Genomic DNA, 13,955 nt, shown 5'->3' with positions numbered 1-13,955 from the left:
CGTCTCAATCGGCCAGTTGGCGCGGCAGTTTGAACACCATGTGTTCTTCGGCAGTGGTCACCGTTTCGGTTTCGATCGTGCGCCATTCACGCAGCCGATCGATCACCTCGCGCACCAGGAATTCGGGGGCGGAGGCGCCGGCGGTGACGCCGATCGTGGTAATCTGGTCAAGCCATTCGGGCGCGATCTCGCTCGCACGCTGGATCAGCCGCGCGCGCGCACCGCTGCGTTCGGCCACTTCGACCAGCCGCACCGAATTGGAACTGTTGGGCGCGCCGATCACCAGCACCAGATCGCATTCGCCCGCGATCGCCTTGACCGATTCCTGCCGGTTCGAGGTGGCATAGCAGATGTCTTCGGCGCGCGGACCGGCAATGCCGGGAAACCGTTCGCGCAAGGCGGCGACAATCGCGGCGGTGTCGTCGACCGACAGCGTGGTCTGGGTCAGGAATGCCAGCGGGCGTTCCGGGTCTTGCGGGATTGCGGCGACATCCTCGATGGTTTCGACCAGCGTGATCGATCCTTCGGGCACCTGGCCCATCGTGCCGACCACTTCGGGATGGCCGCAATGGCCGATGAACAGGATATGGCGCCCGGCGTTGAAGTGGCGTTCGGCCTGGCGATGCACTTTGCTGACCAGCGGACACGTCGCATCGAGCCAGTCGAGCCCGCGTGAGGTGGCTTCGTCCGGCACGGTCTTGGGCACGCCATGCGCGGAAAACACCACCGGCGCGCCATCGGGCACCTGGTCCAGTTCTTCGACGAACACCGCGCCCTTGGCCTTCAGCCCTTCGACGACAAACCGGTTGTGGACGATTTCGTGGCGCACATAGACCGGCGCGCCATAGCGTTCGATGGTCCGCTCGACGATTTCGATCGCGCGATCGACTCCGGCGCAAAATCCGCGCGGCGCAGCAATCAGTACGCGCAACGCGGGGCGGTCGGTCCCGGTAGAAGGATCAGAAGCAGTCGTCATGGCTCAAACCCCTAGCAGCGTGGCGCGCAACCCACAAACCCCTGATCCGCCGGATTGCCCAAACCGGTCGGGCTGGCTAGAGAGGGGCGCCCGGTGCCGCGTGCACCGTCCTGTCTTGAAGACCAAAGCTTAAGGACCTTGCGCCGCGATGCCAGCCAATTTTCCCCGTATTGCCCGGATCGGCGCGCTTGCGAGCCTTTCGCTGCTGGCGCTTGCCGGATGTTCGAAAAACCATGGCGAACTGGTCGTCGATGACACCGTGGGGGTGACCGCGCTGCGCACGCCGTGTCCGTTGATCGACATTCCCGACATGACCGGCGATGTCACCCTGCTGGCGCCCGGACGGCTCGATTCCAATGCGATCGACACGGTCGCGGTGATCACCAACTTGCGCAAATCGTGCGACAATGGCCTGCATCTGCCGAAATTGACCGCGCGGGTCGATTTCGACGTGCTGGCGCGCCGCAACGACACGCATGGCGCGCGCCATATCGATCTGCCCTATTTCACGGTGGTCGAACGTGGCGGCGCGACGATCGTGGCCAAGCATGTCAGCACGATCGGCCTCGATTTCGCCGATGGGCAGGATCGCGCCAGCGCACACGGCACCGCCAGCGCGGTGATCGATCGCGCCGAGGCAACGCTGCCCCCCGCGATCCACGCGCGGCTGGTTCGCAAGCGCAAGCCCGGCGATACCGACGCCGCGGTCGATCCGCTGTCGCTGCCCGATGTGAAGGCTGCGCTGGCCAAGGCAACGTTCGAATTGCTGGTCGGGTTCGAACTGACCGATCAGCAACTGGCCTACAACGTCCGACGTTAGTGTCTGACCCGAAACTGGCGTTTCGGAAAGTCGGCACCGGCCCGCTCCCACCCTACCATAGTACCCTATGGGTGGTCGGGTGGGGGAGCGGGCCGGTGCCGACTTCGAAACGCGCCCTTCCGCGCGTTTCGAGTCTGACCAAACACCCTCCGTGCGCAGGCACGGAGGCTTTCCTTGTTGCACAATAATCAGCTAATGCCGGACCGATGACCGAAACCATGACCTTTTCCGCACCCCGGCCCCTGTTTGCCGAATTTGCCGCCGTGATCGATGCCGCGCTCGATGCGCTGGTCGCGGCGGGTACGCTGCCGGGCGACCTGCCGCGCCATGCGGTCACCACCGAGCCGCCGCGCGATCCCGCGCATGGCGATCTGTCGACCAACGCGGCGATGGTGCTGGCCAAGCCGGCGGGCACCAATCCGCGCGCGCTGGCCACGCTGCTGGCGGCCGAGCTGGGCCGCGATCCGCGCGTGGTGGCGACCGAGATTGCCGGGCCGGGGTTCTTGAACTTGCGTCTGACACCCGGCGCGTGGCTGGGTGAACTGCGCCTGATCGGGCAGGCCGGGGCCGATTACGGGCGCTCTGCGATGGGCGGCGGCAGTGTGGTCAATGTCGAATATGTATCGGCCAATCCGACCGGGCCGATGCATATGGGCCATTGCCGGGGCGCGGTGGTCGGCGACGCGCTGGCCACGTTGCTGGCCTTTGCCGGGCACCGGGTGATCCGCGAATATTACATCAACGATGCGGGCGGGCAGGTCGACGTGCTCGCACGGTCGGCTCACGTGCGGTACCGCGAGGCGCTGGGCGAAGCGGTCGGTGCTATTCCCGAAGGATTGTACCCCGGCGATTACCTGATCCCCGCCGGGCAGGCGCTGGCCGCTGAATTTGGCGATCGCTATGTCGCGGCGCCCGAATCCGAATGGCTGGCGTTGTTCCGCACGCGTGCGGTGGCGGCGATGATGGCGATGATCCGCGACGATCTGGCGCTGCTGGGCATTCACCACGACGTGTTCAGTTCCGAGGCCGAATTGCAGGCGACGGGCAAGCCCGCGCTGGCCGAGGCGTGGCTGCGCGCGCACGATCTGGTCTATGACGGGCTGCTTGAAGCGCCCAAGGGCAAAGTGGCCGAAGACTGGGAACCGGTCGAAATGCCGCTGTTCCGCTCGACCCGGTTTGGCGATGATCAGGACCGTCCGATCCGCAAATCCGACGGCAATTGGACCTATTTTGGTGCGGATCTGGCCTATCACTTTCAAAAGGCCGAAACCGCCGACGCGCTGGTCGATATCTGGGGCGCCGACCATGCCGGCACGGTGAAGCGCATCCGCGCCGCCGTGGCCGCGCTGACCGGTGCCGAGGGTCATCCAAAACCGTTTGAAGTCAAACTGGTGCAGATGGTCCAATTGTTGCGCGACGGCGTCCCGGTCAAGATGTCGAAGCGTGCGGGCACGTTCGTCACACTGGCCGACGTGGTGCGCGAAGTGGGCAAGGACGTGGTGCGGTTCACCATGTTGTCGCGCAAGCCCGACGCCCAGATGGATTTCGATTTCGCCAAAGTGGTCGAAGCCTCGAAAGACAACCCGGTGTTCTATGTGCAGTACTGCCACGCGCGGGTCTGTTCGACCTTGCGCAAGGCGTCCGCCGAGGGGTTTGCGCCGGGCGCCGACGCGCTTGACCGGTTGGGTGACGAGGAACTGGCGCTGGTCCGGCTGGCCGCGCAATTCCCGCGCGTGATCGAGGGCGCGGCGCAGGCGCGCGAACCGCACCGCGTGGCGTTCTATCTTTACGATCTGGCAGGGGCTTTCCATGCATATTGGAATCTTGGCAACGATCGGCCGGACAAACGGTTCATCGTCGCCGATGATCAGGCGCTGACGGCGGCGCGGCTGTTTCTGGCCGCGCAAGTCGGGCAAGTGATCCGTAACGGTCTTGCCATCCTGGGGGTGGCCGCCGCCGAGGAATTGTGACGCGGCGCAAAAATTGGGCCGAGGAATTGTGACGCGGCGCGTAAATTGGAGTGTGGGTCGATGCACGCAGACGAACATGGCGAAGACGGGCACGAATGGGGCGACCATGGCCATGGTGACGCGCACGGTGGCCATGCGCCCGCGCTCGATCTGGGCGAGGACGATCGTCTGCCCTGGCTGGAAAGCGCCGACGACATCGAACCCGAAGGCCAGGCCAGCGGGCATCACCGGCTGATCGCCTTTGCGGTGGTCGCCCTGATCGTGCTGGCGCTGCTGGTCGATGGCATCTATTGGGTCACGCATCGCGGCGGCCCGACCAAGCCAGCCGATGGCAGCGTGATCACGGCGAGCAAAGACCCCTATAAAGTCGCGCCGAGCGATCCGGGCGGCAAGAAATTTGCCGGCACCGGCGATGCCAGCTTCAAGGTGAGCCAGGGCGAACATCCCGACGCCAGCCTGGCCGGCAGCGCGGGAACCACTCCACCACCCGCCACCGCCGAACCGACGCCGGCCGCCGGCGCAACGCCGGCTGCCCAAGCTGCGCCCAAGCCTGCACCCGCGCATCCTGCTGGTGGCGGTGTGGCAGTCCAGGTCGGCGCCTATTCGAACAATGCGCTGGCCGAGGCGGCCTGGGCCAAGCTGACCGCCGCGCACGATCTGCTCAAGGGGCTGGGCCATCGCGTGGTCGAGGGCAAGGCGGATATCGGCACGGTCTATCGCCTGCAGGCGCTGGCCGCCGACGGCAGTGCCGCGACCAGCTTGTGCAGCCATCTCGAAGCCGATGGCGTGAAGTGCCAGGTCAAGCGCTGAACCTGATGCGCTGAACCGCGTTTTCCCCGGCTGGTTGCGCGCTGCGACTTGCCGGGGAGGGCACGCCTCGCCACACTCGTGCGATCATGCTTGCGGCTATTTTCGGCCTGTCCGGCCCCGTCCTTACTGCCGACGAACGCGCTTTCTTTCGCGATGCCGATCCGGCCGGCTATATCTTGTTTGGCCGCAACGTGGTCGATCGCGCGCACCTGCGCGCGCTGACCGATGACTTGCGCGCGCTGCACGGGCGCGACCGGCTGTTCATCTGCATCGATCAGGAAGGCGGCCGCGTGGCGCGGATGAAGCCGCCGGTATGGGCCGCCTATCCGCCGCAAGGGCAGTTCGACCGCCTTTATGACCTGGCCCCCGCCAGCGCGATCGAGGCCGCGCGCGCCAATGCCGAAGCGCTCGGGCTCGATCTGGCCGAGGTGGGGATCACAGTCGATTGCCTGCCGCTGCTCGATGTGCGCCAGCCCGGCGCCGACGACGTGATCGGCGATCGCGCGCTGGGCGGCGAACCGTTGCGCGTGGCCGCGCTGGGCCGCGCAGTGCTCGACGGGCTGGCACGCGCCGGGGTGACCGGGGTGGTCAAACATGTGCCCGGCCATGGCCGCGCCGGTGCGGACAGCCACAAAGCGCTGCCCACTGTCACCGCCAGCGCGGCGGAGCTTGCCACCGATCTGGCCCCGTTCCGCAGCCTTTCCCAAGCCAAAATCGCGATGACCGCGCATGTGCGCTATACCGCATGGGACGACACCGCGCCCGCCACGTTGTCGGCGCGGGTGATTGCCGACGTGGTGCGCGGCGCGATCGGGTTTGACGGGCTGTTGCTGTCGGATGATCTCGACATGGCGGCGTTGACCGGGTCGATTGCCGAACGTGCCGCGCGCGCGCAGGCGGCGGGGTGCGATCTGGCGCTCAATTGCTGGGCGCGGATGGATGACATGGTCGGCATCGCCGCCGCGCTGGCGCCAATGGGCGCGGCCACGGCAGCGCGGATCGATCGCGCGCTGGCCGACACCGACATTGCTCCGGCCCGCGCCGATGCAAGGCGATCGGACCTGACCGCGCGGCGCGATGCGCTGCTCGCGCTGCTGCCATGACCGAGGGCGCCGTGCTGTCCGACGATGATGCCGACTGGCTGCCGGTCGCATCGGCGCCGGGCGGCGACGGGGCGCTCTATCTCGAACTCGATGGCTGGGAAGGGCCGCTCGATCTGCTGCTCGATCTGGCGCGGCGGCAAAAGGTCGATCTGCGCACGATTTCGATCCTCGATCTGGTCGATCAGTACCTTGGCTATATCAACCGGGCGCAGGCGCTGCGTCTGGAACTGGCGGCGGACTATCTGGTGATGGCCGCGTGGCTGGCCTATCTCAAATCGCTGCTGCTGTTGCCGCGCGATCCCGAAATGCAGCCCAGCCCCGAAGAACTGGCGTTGCGGCTGCAATTGCGGCTGCAACGGCTGGGCGCCATGCGCGAGGCGGCGTCGCGGCTGATGGCGCGCGACCGGCTGGGGCGCGATGTGTTCACGCGCGGCGCGCCCGAAGGCATCGCCATCGATCGCAAGCTGCGCTGGACCGCCAACTTGTTCGACCTGATCCAGGCCTATGGCGTGATCAAGGCGCGCAATGCGCCGGTCGTGCATGTGGTGCGCGAACGCCCTGTGATCACGCTGGAGGCCGCGCTCGAACGCCTGTCGCGGATGCTCGGCGTCGCGCGCGACTGGATCGACTTGCGCCTGTTGCTCCCGCGTGCCGAACCCGGCGCCGATCCGCGCCTGACCCGGTCGGCCCTGGCGTCGAGCTTTGCCGCCGCGCTCGAACTGGCCAAGCAGGGCCGTGCGGAGCTGGCGCAGGATGATGTGTTCGGACCGTTGCGATTGCGCGCGCGGCCATGATCGATCCGCCCGACGATCTGCTTCGCGCGGTCGAGGCCACGCTGTTTGCCGCCGAGGCACCGTTGAGCGTGGAAGAGATCGCGCGCCATCTGGGCGGGGCGCCGGTGGCAGGGGCGCTGGCCACGCTGGTCGATCACTATGCCGGGCGCGGGGTCGAACTGGTCGAGCGTGGCGGGCGCTGGCATTTCCAGACCGCGCCCGATCTGGGCCATCTGTTGCGGCGCGAGCGCGAGGAACCGCGCCGCCTGTCGCGCGCGGCGATCGAGGCGCTGGCGATCATCGCCTATCACGAACCGGTCAGCCGTGCCGAGATCGAGGCGATCCGCGGCGTGCAGACCGCGCGCGGCACGCTCGACGTGCTGATGGAGGCGGGCTGGGTGCGCGTCGCCGGGCGCCGCGAAGTGCCGGGCCGACCCACCATCTATGCCACCACCCCGGCGTTTCTGGCGCATTTCGGGCTGGCCACGCGGCGCGATCTGCCGGGCATCGATGAATTGCGTGCGGCGGGGCTGCTCGATCCGATCGACACGGCCTATGCCGCGCTGACCGGGGGTGAATCCGACGATTGACCCTTGCCAATCGACAAGCCGCATCGATTTGTGCGTGCTAGTGGTCCGATTCTGACATTTGCTACCGCTATCGGCTAGGTGGTACGCAAATGTCAGAATCTTTTCGGACCACTAGAAGCATTTGATTCTAGTGGATTTTCTGTTTTTGACATTTGCGACCGTGCTATCCGTATGGCGGGATGCAAATGTCAAAAACAATCCACTAGTGGCTGGCGATTTGCGCGCAATGCGCCTATCTAGGCATCCAGAAGGAGATTTATGATGGGTGGCCTGTCTCTACCGCACCTGATTGTTCTGGCGCTGGTGGTCCTGATTCTGTTCGGTCGTGGCCGGATTTCCGACATGATGGGCGATTTCGGCAAAGGCATCAAAAGCTTCAAGGAAGGTATGGCGGACGAAACCAATCGCCCGGTTACGCCTCCGCCGTCGCAGATTCCGCCTGTCGCCCAGCCGACCCAGGACGCTGCGCCGCAGCCTGTGAACACCGAGAACCAATGGCCCAAGGTCTGAGCCGCGCTTCGCGCCGGTCGGGTTGAACGATGTTCGATATTGCGCCTTCCGAATTCCTGCTGATCGCGATCGTGGCCATCGTGGTCATCGGTCCAAAGGACCTGCCGCTGGCGCTGCGCACCGCCGGGCGGTGGATCGCGAAAGTGCGCCGCGTGTCCAACCATTTCCGATCGGGCATCGAGACGATGATCCGCGAGGCGGAAATGGAAGAGATGGAGCGCAAGTGGCGCGAACAGAACGCCGCGATCATGGCCGCAAACCCGGTGGCAGAGCCTGCCGCGCTGCCCGCTGGCGATCATGGCGTGGTTGATCCGGTTCCGGTCGATCCGGTCATCGCCGCCCATGCACCGACCGAACCGCTGATGACGCCGCTGAACCCGCCCGCCGCGCCCTCCGCTCCGCAGGGCGATCACCCGGCATGATCGACGATATCGACCAGACCCAGGCGCCGTTGCTCGACCACTTGCTGGAACTGCGCACGCGCCTGCTGCGCGCGATTTTCGCACTGGCGGTGGCGTTCGGCGTGTGCCTCTATTTTGCCGACCGCATTCTGGGCATCCTGATCATGCCGCTTGCGCGTGCCTTTCCGGCGGGCACCGGCCGGTTGATCTATACCAAGCTGTACGGCGCGTTCTTCGTCGAGATCAAGGTGGCGTTGTTCGCCGCCTGTCTGGTCAGTTTTCCGATCATCGCCAACCAGTTGTGGGCGTTCATCGCGCCGGGGCTCTATGCCCGCGAAAAAAAGGCCTTCCTGCCCTTTCTGATCGCCACCCCGGTGCTGTTCGCGATGGGCGCCAGCCTGGCCTATTTCGTGGTGATGCCCACCGCGTTCCGCTGGTTCATCGGGTTTCAGGGCATGCACGGCGGCCTGCAACTGGAAGCGCTGCCGGGCGTGGAAGAATACCTCAATCTGGTGATGCAGTTCATTCTGGCGTTCGGCGGCAGCTTTCTGCTGCCGGTCCTGCTGATGCTGCTCAACCGCGCAGGCATCGTCACCCGCGATCAACTCGTCCGCGCCCGCCGCTATGTGATCGTCGGCATCGTCGCGCTGGCCGCGCTGATCACCCCGCCCGACGTGGTGTCGCAACTGATGCTGGCCGTGCCCCTGCTGATCCTGTTCGAAGGCACGCTGGTCGTCATGCGCTTCGCCGAAGCCAGGGACGCGCGCGAAAAGGCTGCGGCCGCGCAGGGGTGAGGTTTCGAGGCGGTCTCGGCCTTGGGCGTGTGACCGAAATTCCCGCCGACATTGCGGACATAACTGCTGCTCAATACGCTTGTCAAAACCGACCTTTGGTCTATCGGCCCGCCCCCGCGTAAACTGTGCCCGGATTTGCGCGGCATGTTCCCCATCGTCATGCCGGACTTGATCCGGCATCCAGCGGGCGGTTAGGCGCCGGGGCCTTCAGGGGTGCAAAACCTAGCCTGTTCGGGAGGTGGTGTGCGGGGTGAACCGGCACCAATATGGCTTGGTCCGGCGCGTGACTGCATGCTGGATGCCGGATCGGGTCCGGCATGACGAACAGGCGATGCGCTTTGCTGTCGAAAGTCTCGCGTGGCGGAAGCGCCTGCCATCCGCATTTGTGGGCCCCAAAGCATACTGCGTTTAATCTGAAACGCAGTATGCTTTGGGAGTCTTTGTTTTCGCATCGTTTATTGCAAAAAAAGCAGGTGCCCACTTCTTTGCACGATGCTCTACAGCGGTCGTTCCGGCTTGTCCTTCGCTTCCCCCGCAGGCGCGTCGGCGTCCCAGGTCTTGCCGCCGCCGACCCAGGTCTGGAACACTTTGGTGTGGCGGATGGCGTCGGGGGTGGCGGTCATCGGGTCGGTGTCGATCAGGATGAAATCGGCGCGCTGGCCTGGCGCGATGCGGCCGAAGCGGGTTTCGGCAAAGCCGGCCCAGGCGGCGTTGGTGGTATAGGCGGCCAGCGCGGTTGGGCGGTCGACGCGTTCCTGGGGTTGCCAGCCGCCTGCGGGCGCGCCGGTTTTGTCCTGACGCGACAGTGCGGCGGCGATGCCGGTCCAGGGGTCGGGGCGTTCGACCGGGGTGTCCGATCCGAACGCCAGCACTGCGCCCTGCCGTTTCAGGCTGGCCCAGGCATAGGCGCCGCGCAACCGGTCGGGGCCCAGGCGCGCCTCGGCCATCACGCGGTCGGATGTCTGGTGGACCGGTTGCATCGATGCGATCAGCCCGCCTTTGGCGGCGATCGTGGCGACCAGCGGCCAGTCGGCGGGATCGACGATCTGCGCGTGCTCGATCCGCCAGCGCCGTTCGCCGCGATACGTATGGCCAAGATCGTCGATCGTGGTCAGCAGCGTGGCATTGGCCTGATCGCCGATGGCGTGGACGGCCACCTGATAGTGGTCCATCGCGGCGCGGCTCATCAGATTGCCCAGTTGCGTTTCGGTCAGCAGCGGGGTGCCATGGCTGGCGGGCTGATCGGCATAGGCCGCCTTCAGCCAGGCGCCGCGCGATCCCAGCGCGCCGTCGAGAAACAGTTTGACCCCGCCCATGTGCAGCCGGTCGGCATAGAGCCACGGCGTCGGGCCGGTGCCGCCGATCGTCGCCATCGCCTCGGTGCCCAGGGCATAGGCCATGATGCGGATATACAGCCGGTTGGCATCGCCCGCGCGGCGATAGGCCAGCCATTCGTTGATCGACGTGCCCATGTCGGCCACGGCGGTAATGCCCATTTTGGCGAAATCAGCCTCGGCCGTGGCCAACGCCAGATCGAGGTCGCGCGGGGTTGGCGTGGGCACCACGCGATCCATCAGCGCCGTGGCATGGTCGACCAGCACCCCGGCGGGCCGCCCATCGGGCAGGCGGTCGATCGCCCCGCCATCGGGGGTGGGCGTTGCGGCGGTTACCCCGGCCAGTTTCAGCGCGGCGCTGTTGGCCCATCCGGCATGGCCATCGACCCGGTCGAGCCAGACCGGGCGATCGGGCACCGCGCGATCGAGTTCGGCCGCGGTGGGAAACCGGCCCAGATGCCAGCGTTCCTGGTTCCACCCACCGCCCACGATCCATGGCCGATCGGGATGCGCCCGCGCATAGGCAGCGATCCGCGCCAGCGCCTCGTCGAGCGAGGCGGTGTCGGTCAGATCGAGCCGCAACAGCGCAAATCCGGTGTCGATGACATGGGCATGGGCATCGATCATGCCGGGCAACAGCACATGGCCCTTGCCGTCGATGCGGTATTGATAGCCCTTTTTGCCCTGGCGGGGCAGGCGCTCGCCCGTGTGATAGACCGCCGTGATCACGCCGTTGTCATCGAACATCAGCGCGATGAATGCCTGCACCGAGCCGCCGGCGGCAATCGTTTCGCCGCGGATATTGTCGACCAGCGTGTCGGCGTGGGCGGTCTGGGCGATCAGGGCGGGCTGCGTCAGGGTCAGCGCGCAGGCCGCGATCCAGTGTTTGATCACGCGTCGGTCCGCTTTGGCCCGCCGCGTTTGGGCAGGCGGCGAATCAGCGCGCTGGTATCCTGTCGCGCGCCGCCCAGCGCCTGCACATCGGCATAGAACTGGTCGACCAGCGCGGTTACCGGCACGCTGGCGCCCAGGCCCCGCGCCTCGTCGATGGCCAGTCCCAGATCCTTGCGCATCCAGTCGACGGCAAAGCCGAAATCGAATTCGTCGGCGGCCATCGTGTGGAACCGGTTGTCCATCTGCCACGATTGCGCGGCGCCGCCGCTGATCGCCTCGAACACTTTGTCGAGATCGAGGTGCGCGGTCTGGGCAAAGCGGATCGCTTCCGACAGGCCCGCGATGGTGCCCGCGATGCACATCTGGTTGGCCATCTTGGCGGTTTGCCCCGCGCCCGATTTGCCGACATGGACCACGCGTTTGGCATAGGCCGCCAGGATCGGCCGCGCCGCCTCGACCGCCGGGCCGCTGCCGCCGCACATGATCGACAGCGTGCCGGCCTCTGCCCCCGATTGCCCGCCGGTGACCGGGGCATCGACGCACAGCACTTCCTTGTCGCGCCCTTCGACCGCGATCTGGCGCGCGATCCGCGCCGAAACCGTGGTGTGATCGATGAACAGGCCGCCGCGCCGCAGCGTGGAAAACGCCCCGTTGGGGCCCAGCACGACATCGGCCAGATCATCGTCGTTGCCAACGCAGGTGATCACCGCATCGGCGCCGCTGGCCGCTTCGGCCGGGTTGGCGGCCACGCGGCTGGCCAGCCCGGGATGGGCCGCAACCCAGGCCTCGGCCCGGGCGGTGGTACGGTTATAGACGGTCAGGTGGTGGCCTGCGGCACCCAGATGACGGGCCATCTGCGACCCCATCACGCCAAGGCCGAGAAACGAAATGTTGAGCGGTTGTGTCATGGCAAGGGGGTTTAGGGTCCGGACCCATTACCAGCAAGCCCGAGGCGACAAAATGGCGAACATATCGGGCCGAGATGCGCGCCGCGAAGGCTGGTTGCCTTTGCAAGCGCATTTCGGTTCGAGATGGAAGCCATTTTGCCGTCCCTTCGGGATTTGACCCAAAAGGCCCATCGCTGCGTTGGATAGGCTTGAAATAGAACCACTATTCCTTCACCTATCCGCCTTGCGCTGGGCCTTTTGGGTCAAACCTCGGGCTTGCTGGTAATGGGTCCGGACCCCAATGCATTGCGCCCAAAGATGGGAGCCGGATAATTGCCGCCTGCACGATCGTGATTCGCGATTTCGCAAAGGCGCGCGATGCTCTAGCGGGCAGGGCATGACCATGACCCAACGATCCCCCGCACCGCGCCTGATCGCCAGCGTGCTGTTCTGGCTGGCGCTGGCCTTTGCGCTGACGATGGCGCTGTTGCCGGTGCCGCCGTCGCTGCCGATCGACGGGTTTGGCGACAAGTTCGAACATATGCTGGCATTTGGCACGCTGACGCTACTGGCCGACTTTGCCTTTCCGGCGATGCCGCGTCTGCGCATTGCCGAACGTCTGTCGTTCCTGGGCGCGTTGATCGAGGTGGCCCAGTCGATTCCCGCGCTGCACCGCGATTGCGACATCCGCGACTGGGTTGCCGATACCATCGCGATCCTGGTGGTCACCGGGCTGATCGCGCTGTGGCGGCAGACCGTTCCCAAGACGCGCAGTTTCGACTAGGGGCATTCGGATGACCGCCAGTACCCTGACCGCCAACGCCCCTGTCCTGACCCTCGACGATGTCCGCGCCGCCGCTGCGCGCATCGACGGGCATGTCGTGCGCACCCCGACGCTGTATAGCAAGACGCTGAGCGCGATGACCGGGGCGGACATCTGGCTGAAATTCGAAAACCTGCAATTCACCGCAGCCTACAAGGAACGCGGCGCGCTCAATGCGCTGTTGCTGCTGTCGGATGAACAGCGCGCGCGTGGGGTGATCGCGGCCTCGGCCGGCAACCATGCGCAGGGGCTGTCGTATCACGGCACGCGGCTGGGCGTGCCGGTAACGATCGTGATGCCGCGCACCACGCCCACGGTAAAGATCACCCAGACCGAGAGCGTGGGCGGCAAAGTCGTGCTCGAAGGCGAAACCTTCGACGAGGCCTATGCCCATGCCCGCGTGATGGAGGCGGAACTGGGGCTGACATTCGTGCATCCGTTCGACCATCCGCATGTTGCGGCGGGGCAGGGCACGGTGGCGCTGGAAATGCTTGCCGATGTGCCCGATCTCGACATGCTGGCGGTGCCGATCGGCGGCGGCGGGTTGTTGACCGGGATGGGCACGGCGGCACGCGGGATCAATCCCGCGATCGGTCTGATCGGGGTGCAGGCGCAACTGTTCCCGTCGATGTACAACCGGCTGAAACATGCCGAATTGCCCTGCGGCGGCGACACGCTGGCCGAAGGGATCGCGGTCAAGGAGCCCGGCGCGTTCACCTCGGCGACGCTGGCAGGGCTGGTCGATGATATCGTGCTGGTTGACGAGCCGCATCTGGAACAGGCTGTTTCGCTGCTGTTGCAGATCGAAAAGACCGTGGTCGAAGGCGCCGGGGCCGCCGGTCTGGCCGCGGTGATCGCCAATCGCGAGATCTTTGCCGGGCGCAAGGTCGGCATCGTGCTGTGCGGTGGCAATATCGACACGCGGCTGCTCGCCAATGTGCTGTTGCGCGATCTGGCGCGGTCGGGCCGACTGGGGCGGCTGCGCATCACGTTGCAGGATCGGCCGGGCGCGCTGTTCAAGGTGGTGGAAGAATTCAACCGCCATCAGGTCAACATTCTCGAAGTGTGGCACCAGCGCATTTTTACCTCGTTGCCGGCCAAGGGCCTGACCGCCGAGATCGAGTGCGAAGCGCGCGATCGCGAACAGATCGACCGCCTGGTCGAGGCGTTGCGCGCGCGCGGCTATGAAATCGAACAAGTCGAACTCGGCTGAGCCCGCCTGGCCTTAACCGCTTACCCTGCGCGCTGTCCTGCACCGGGACAGTGCACA

The 13,955-nt window shown here is 66.0% G+C and carries 14 protein-coding genes; 11 read left to right on the top strand and 3 right to left on the bottom strand.

Annotation, left to right across the window (positions count from 1 at the left end):
- Nucleotides 1-4 precede the first annotated feature (4 nt).
- Nucleotides 5-976 (bottom strand): 4-hydroxy-3-methylbut-2-enyl diphosphate reductase, encoded by a 972-nt coding sequence (gene ispH / locus AQZ49_RS19690; protein ID WP_067619987.1) that lies wholly within the window; start codon nucleotides 974-976, stop codon nucleotides 5-7.
- Between the two features lie 148 nt (nucleotides 977-1,124).
- Between ispH and AQZ49_RS19685 the strand changes: the two genes are divergently transcribed.
- The 9 genes from AQZ49_RS19685 (at nucleotide 1,125) to tatC (ending at nucleotide 8,747) form a co-directional block, all read left to right on the top strand.
- Nucleotides 1,125-1,796: a hypothetical protein gene (locus AQZ49_RS19685; protein WP_067619984.1), complete on the top strand. Its 672-nt coding sequence runs from the start codon at nucleotides 1,125-1,127 to the stop codon at nucleotides 1,794-1,796.
- Between the two features lie 206 nt (nucleotides 1,797-2,002).
- A complete protein-coding gene (argS, locus tag AQZ49_RS19680; protein ID WP_067619982.1) occupies nucleotides 2,003-3,766 on the top strand; it encodes an arginine--tRNA ligase in 1,764 nt (587 codons plus the stop codon).
- 60 nt (nucleotides 3,767-3,826) lie between these two features.
- Complete coding sequence (locus tag AQZ49_RS19675; RefSeq protein WP_067619978.1) at nucleotides 3,827-4,576, top strand: SPOR domain-containing protein; 750 nt, start codon at nucleotides 3,827-3,829, stop codon at nucleotides 4,574-4,576.
- 86 nt (nucleotides 4,577-4,662) lie between these two features.
- Complete coding sequence (gene nagZ / locus AQZ49_RS19670) at nucleotides 4,663-5,679, top strand: beta-N-acetylhexosaminidase (protein WP_067619975.1); 1,017 nt, start codon at nucleotides 4,663-4,665, stop codon at nucleotides 5,677-5,679.
- Nucleotides 5,676-6,473: a segregation and condensation protein A gene (locus AQZ49_RS19665; RefSeq protein ID WP_067619972.1), complete on the top strand. Its 798-nt coding sequence runs from the start codon at nucleotides 5,676-5,678 to the stop codon at nucleotides 6,471-6,473. The genes nagZ and AQZ49_RS19665 overlap by 4 nt, the downstream gene beginning before the upstream one ends.
- Nucleotides 6,470-7,042, top strand: coding sequence for an SMC-Scp complex subunit ScpB (gene scpB, locus AQZ49_RS19660; RefSeq protein WP_067619969.1), 573 nt, complete (start codon nucleotides 6,470-6,472; stop codon nucleotides 7,040-7,042). Before AQZ49_RS19665 ends, scpB begins: the two co-directional genes overlap by 4 nt.
- A gap of 261 nt (nucleotides 7,043-7,303) precedes the next feature.
- Nucleotides 7,304-7,552, top strand: coding sequence for a twin-arginine translocase TatA/TatE family subunit (locus AQZ49_RS19655; protein ID WP_067620114.1), 249 nt, complete (start codon nucleotides 7,304-7,306; stop codon nucleotides 7,550-7,552).
- A gap of 29 nt (nucleotides 7,553-7,581) precedes the next feature.
- On the top strand, nucleotides 7,582-7,974 hold the full coding sequence (gene tatB, locus AQZ49_RS19650; RefSeq protein WP_067619964.1) for a Sec-independent protein translocase protein TatB: 393 nt from the start codon (nucleotides 7,582-7,584) through the stop codon (nucleotides 7,972-7,974).
- Nucleotides 7,971-8,747, top strand: a complete 777-nt coding sequence (gene tatC / locus AQZ49_RS19645) for a twin-arginine translocase subunit TatC (RefSeq protein WP_067619961.1) — start codon at nucleotides 7,971-7,973, stop codon at nucleotides 8,745-8,747. The genes tatB and tatC overlap by 4 nt, the downstream gene beginning before the upstream one ends.
- Nucleotides 8,748-9,244: 497 nt before the next feature.
- Here tatC and AQZ49_RS19640 read toward each other — a convergent pair whose 3' ends face one another.
- On the bottom strand, nucleotides 9,245-10,972 hold the full coding sequence (locus AQZ49_RS19640; protein ID WP_082701934.1) for an amidohydrolase: 1,728 nt from the start codon (nucleotides 10,970-10,972) through the stop codon (nucleotides 9,245-9,247).
- A complete protein-coding gene (locus tag AQZ49_RS19635) occupies nucleotides 10,972-11,883 on the bottom strand; it encodes an NAD(P)-dependent oxidoreductase (protein ID WP_067619958.1) in 912 nt (303 codons plus the stop codon). The genes AQZ49_RS19640 and AQZ49_RS19635 overlap by 1 nt, the downstream gene beginning before the upstream one ends.
- 382 nt (nucleotides 11,884-12,265) lie before the next feature.
- On the opposite strand from AQZ49_RS19635, the gene AQZ49_RS19630 reads away from it, so the two are divergent.
- The gene (locus tag AQZ49_RS19630; protein WP_231739333.1) at nucleotides 12,266-12,646 is read left to right on the top strand and encodes a VanZ family protein; all 381 of its coding nucleotides are present in this window, start codon (nucleotides 12,266-12,268) and stop codon (nucleotides 12,644-12,646) included.
- Between the two features lie 10 nt (nucleotides 12,647-12,656).
- Complete coding sequence (locus tag AQZ49_RS19625; protein WP_067619952.1) at nucleotides 12,657-13,898, top strand: threonine ammonia-lyase; 1,242 nt, start codon at nucleotides 12,657-12,659, stop codon at nucleotides 13,896-13,898.
- Nucleotides 13,899-13,955: the final 57 nt, after the last annotated feature.

Origin of the sequence: Novosphingobium sp. FSW06-99, from assembly GCF_001519065.1 — a bacterium.
Taxonomy (GTDB): domain Bacteria; phylum Pseudomonadota; class Alphaproteobacteria; order Sphingomonadales; family Sphingomonadaceae; genus Novosphingobium.
Note: the sequence above shows the minus strand (reverse complement) of the source record. Positions and strands in the feature narration are given on the sequence as shown.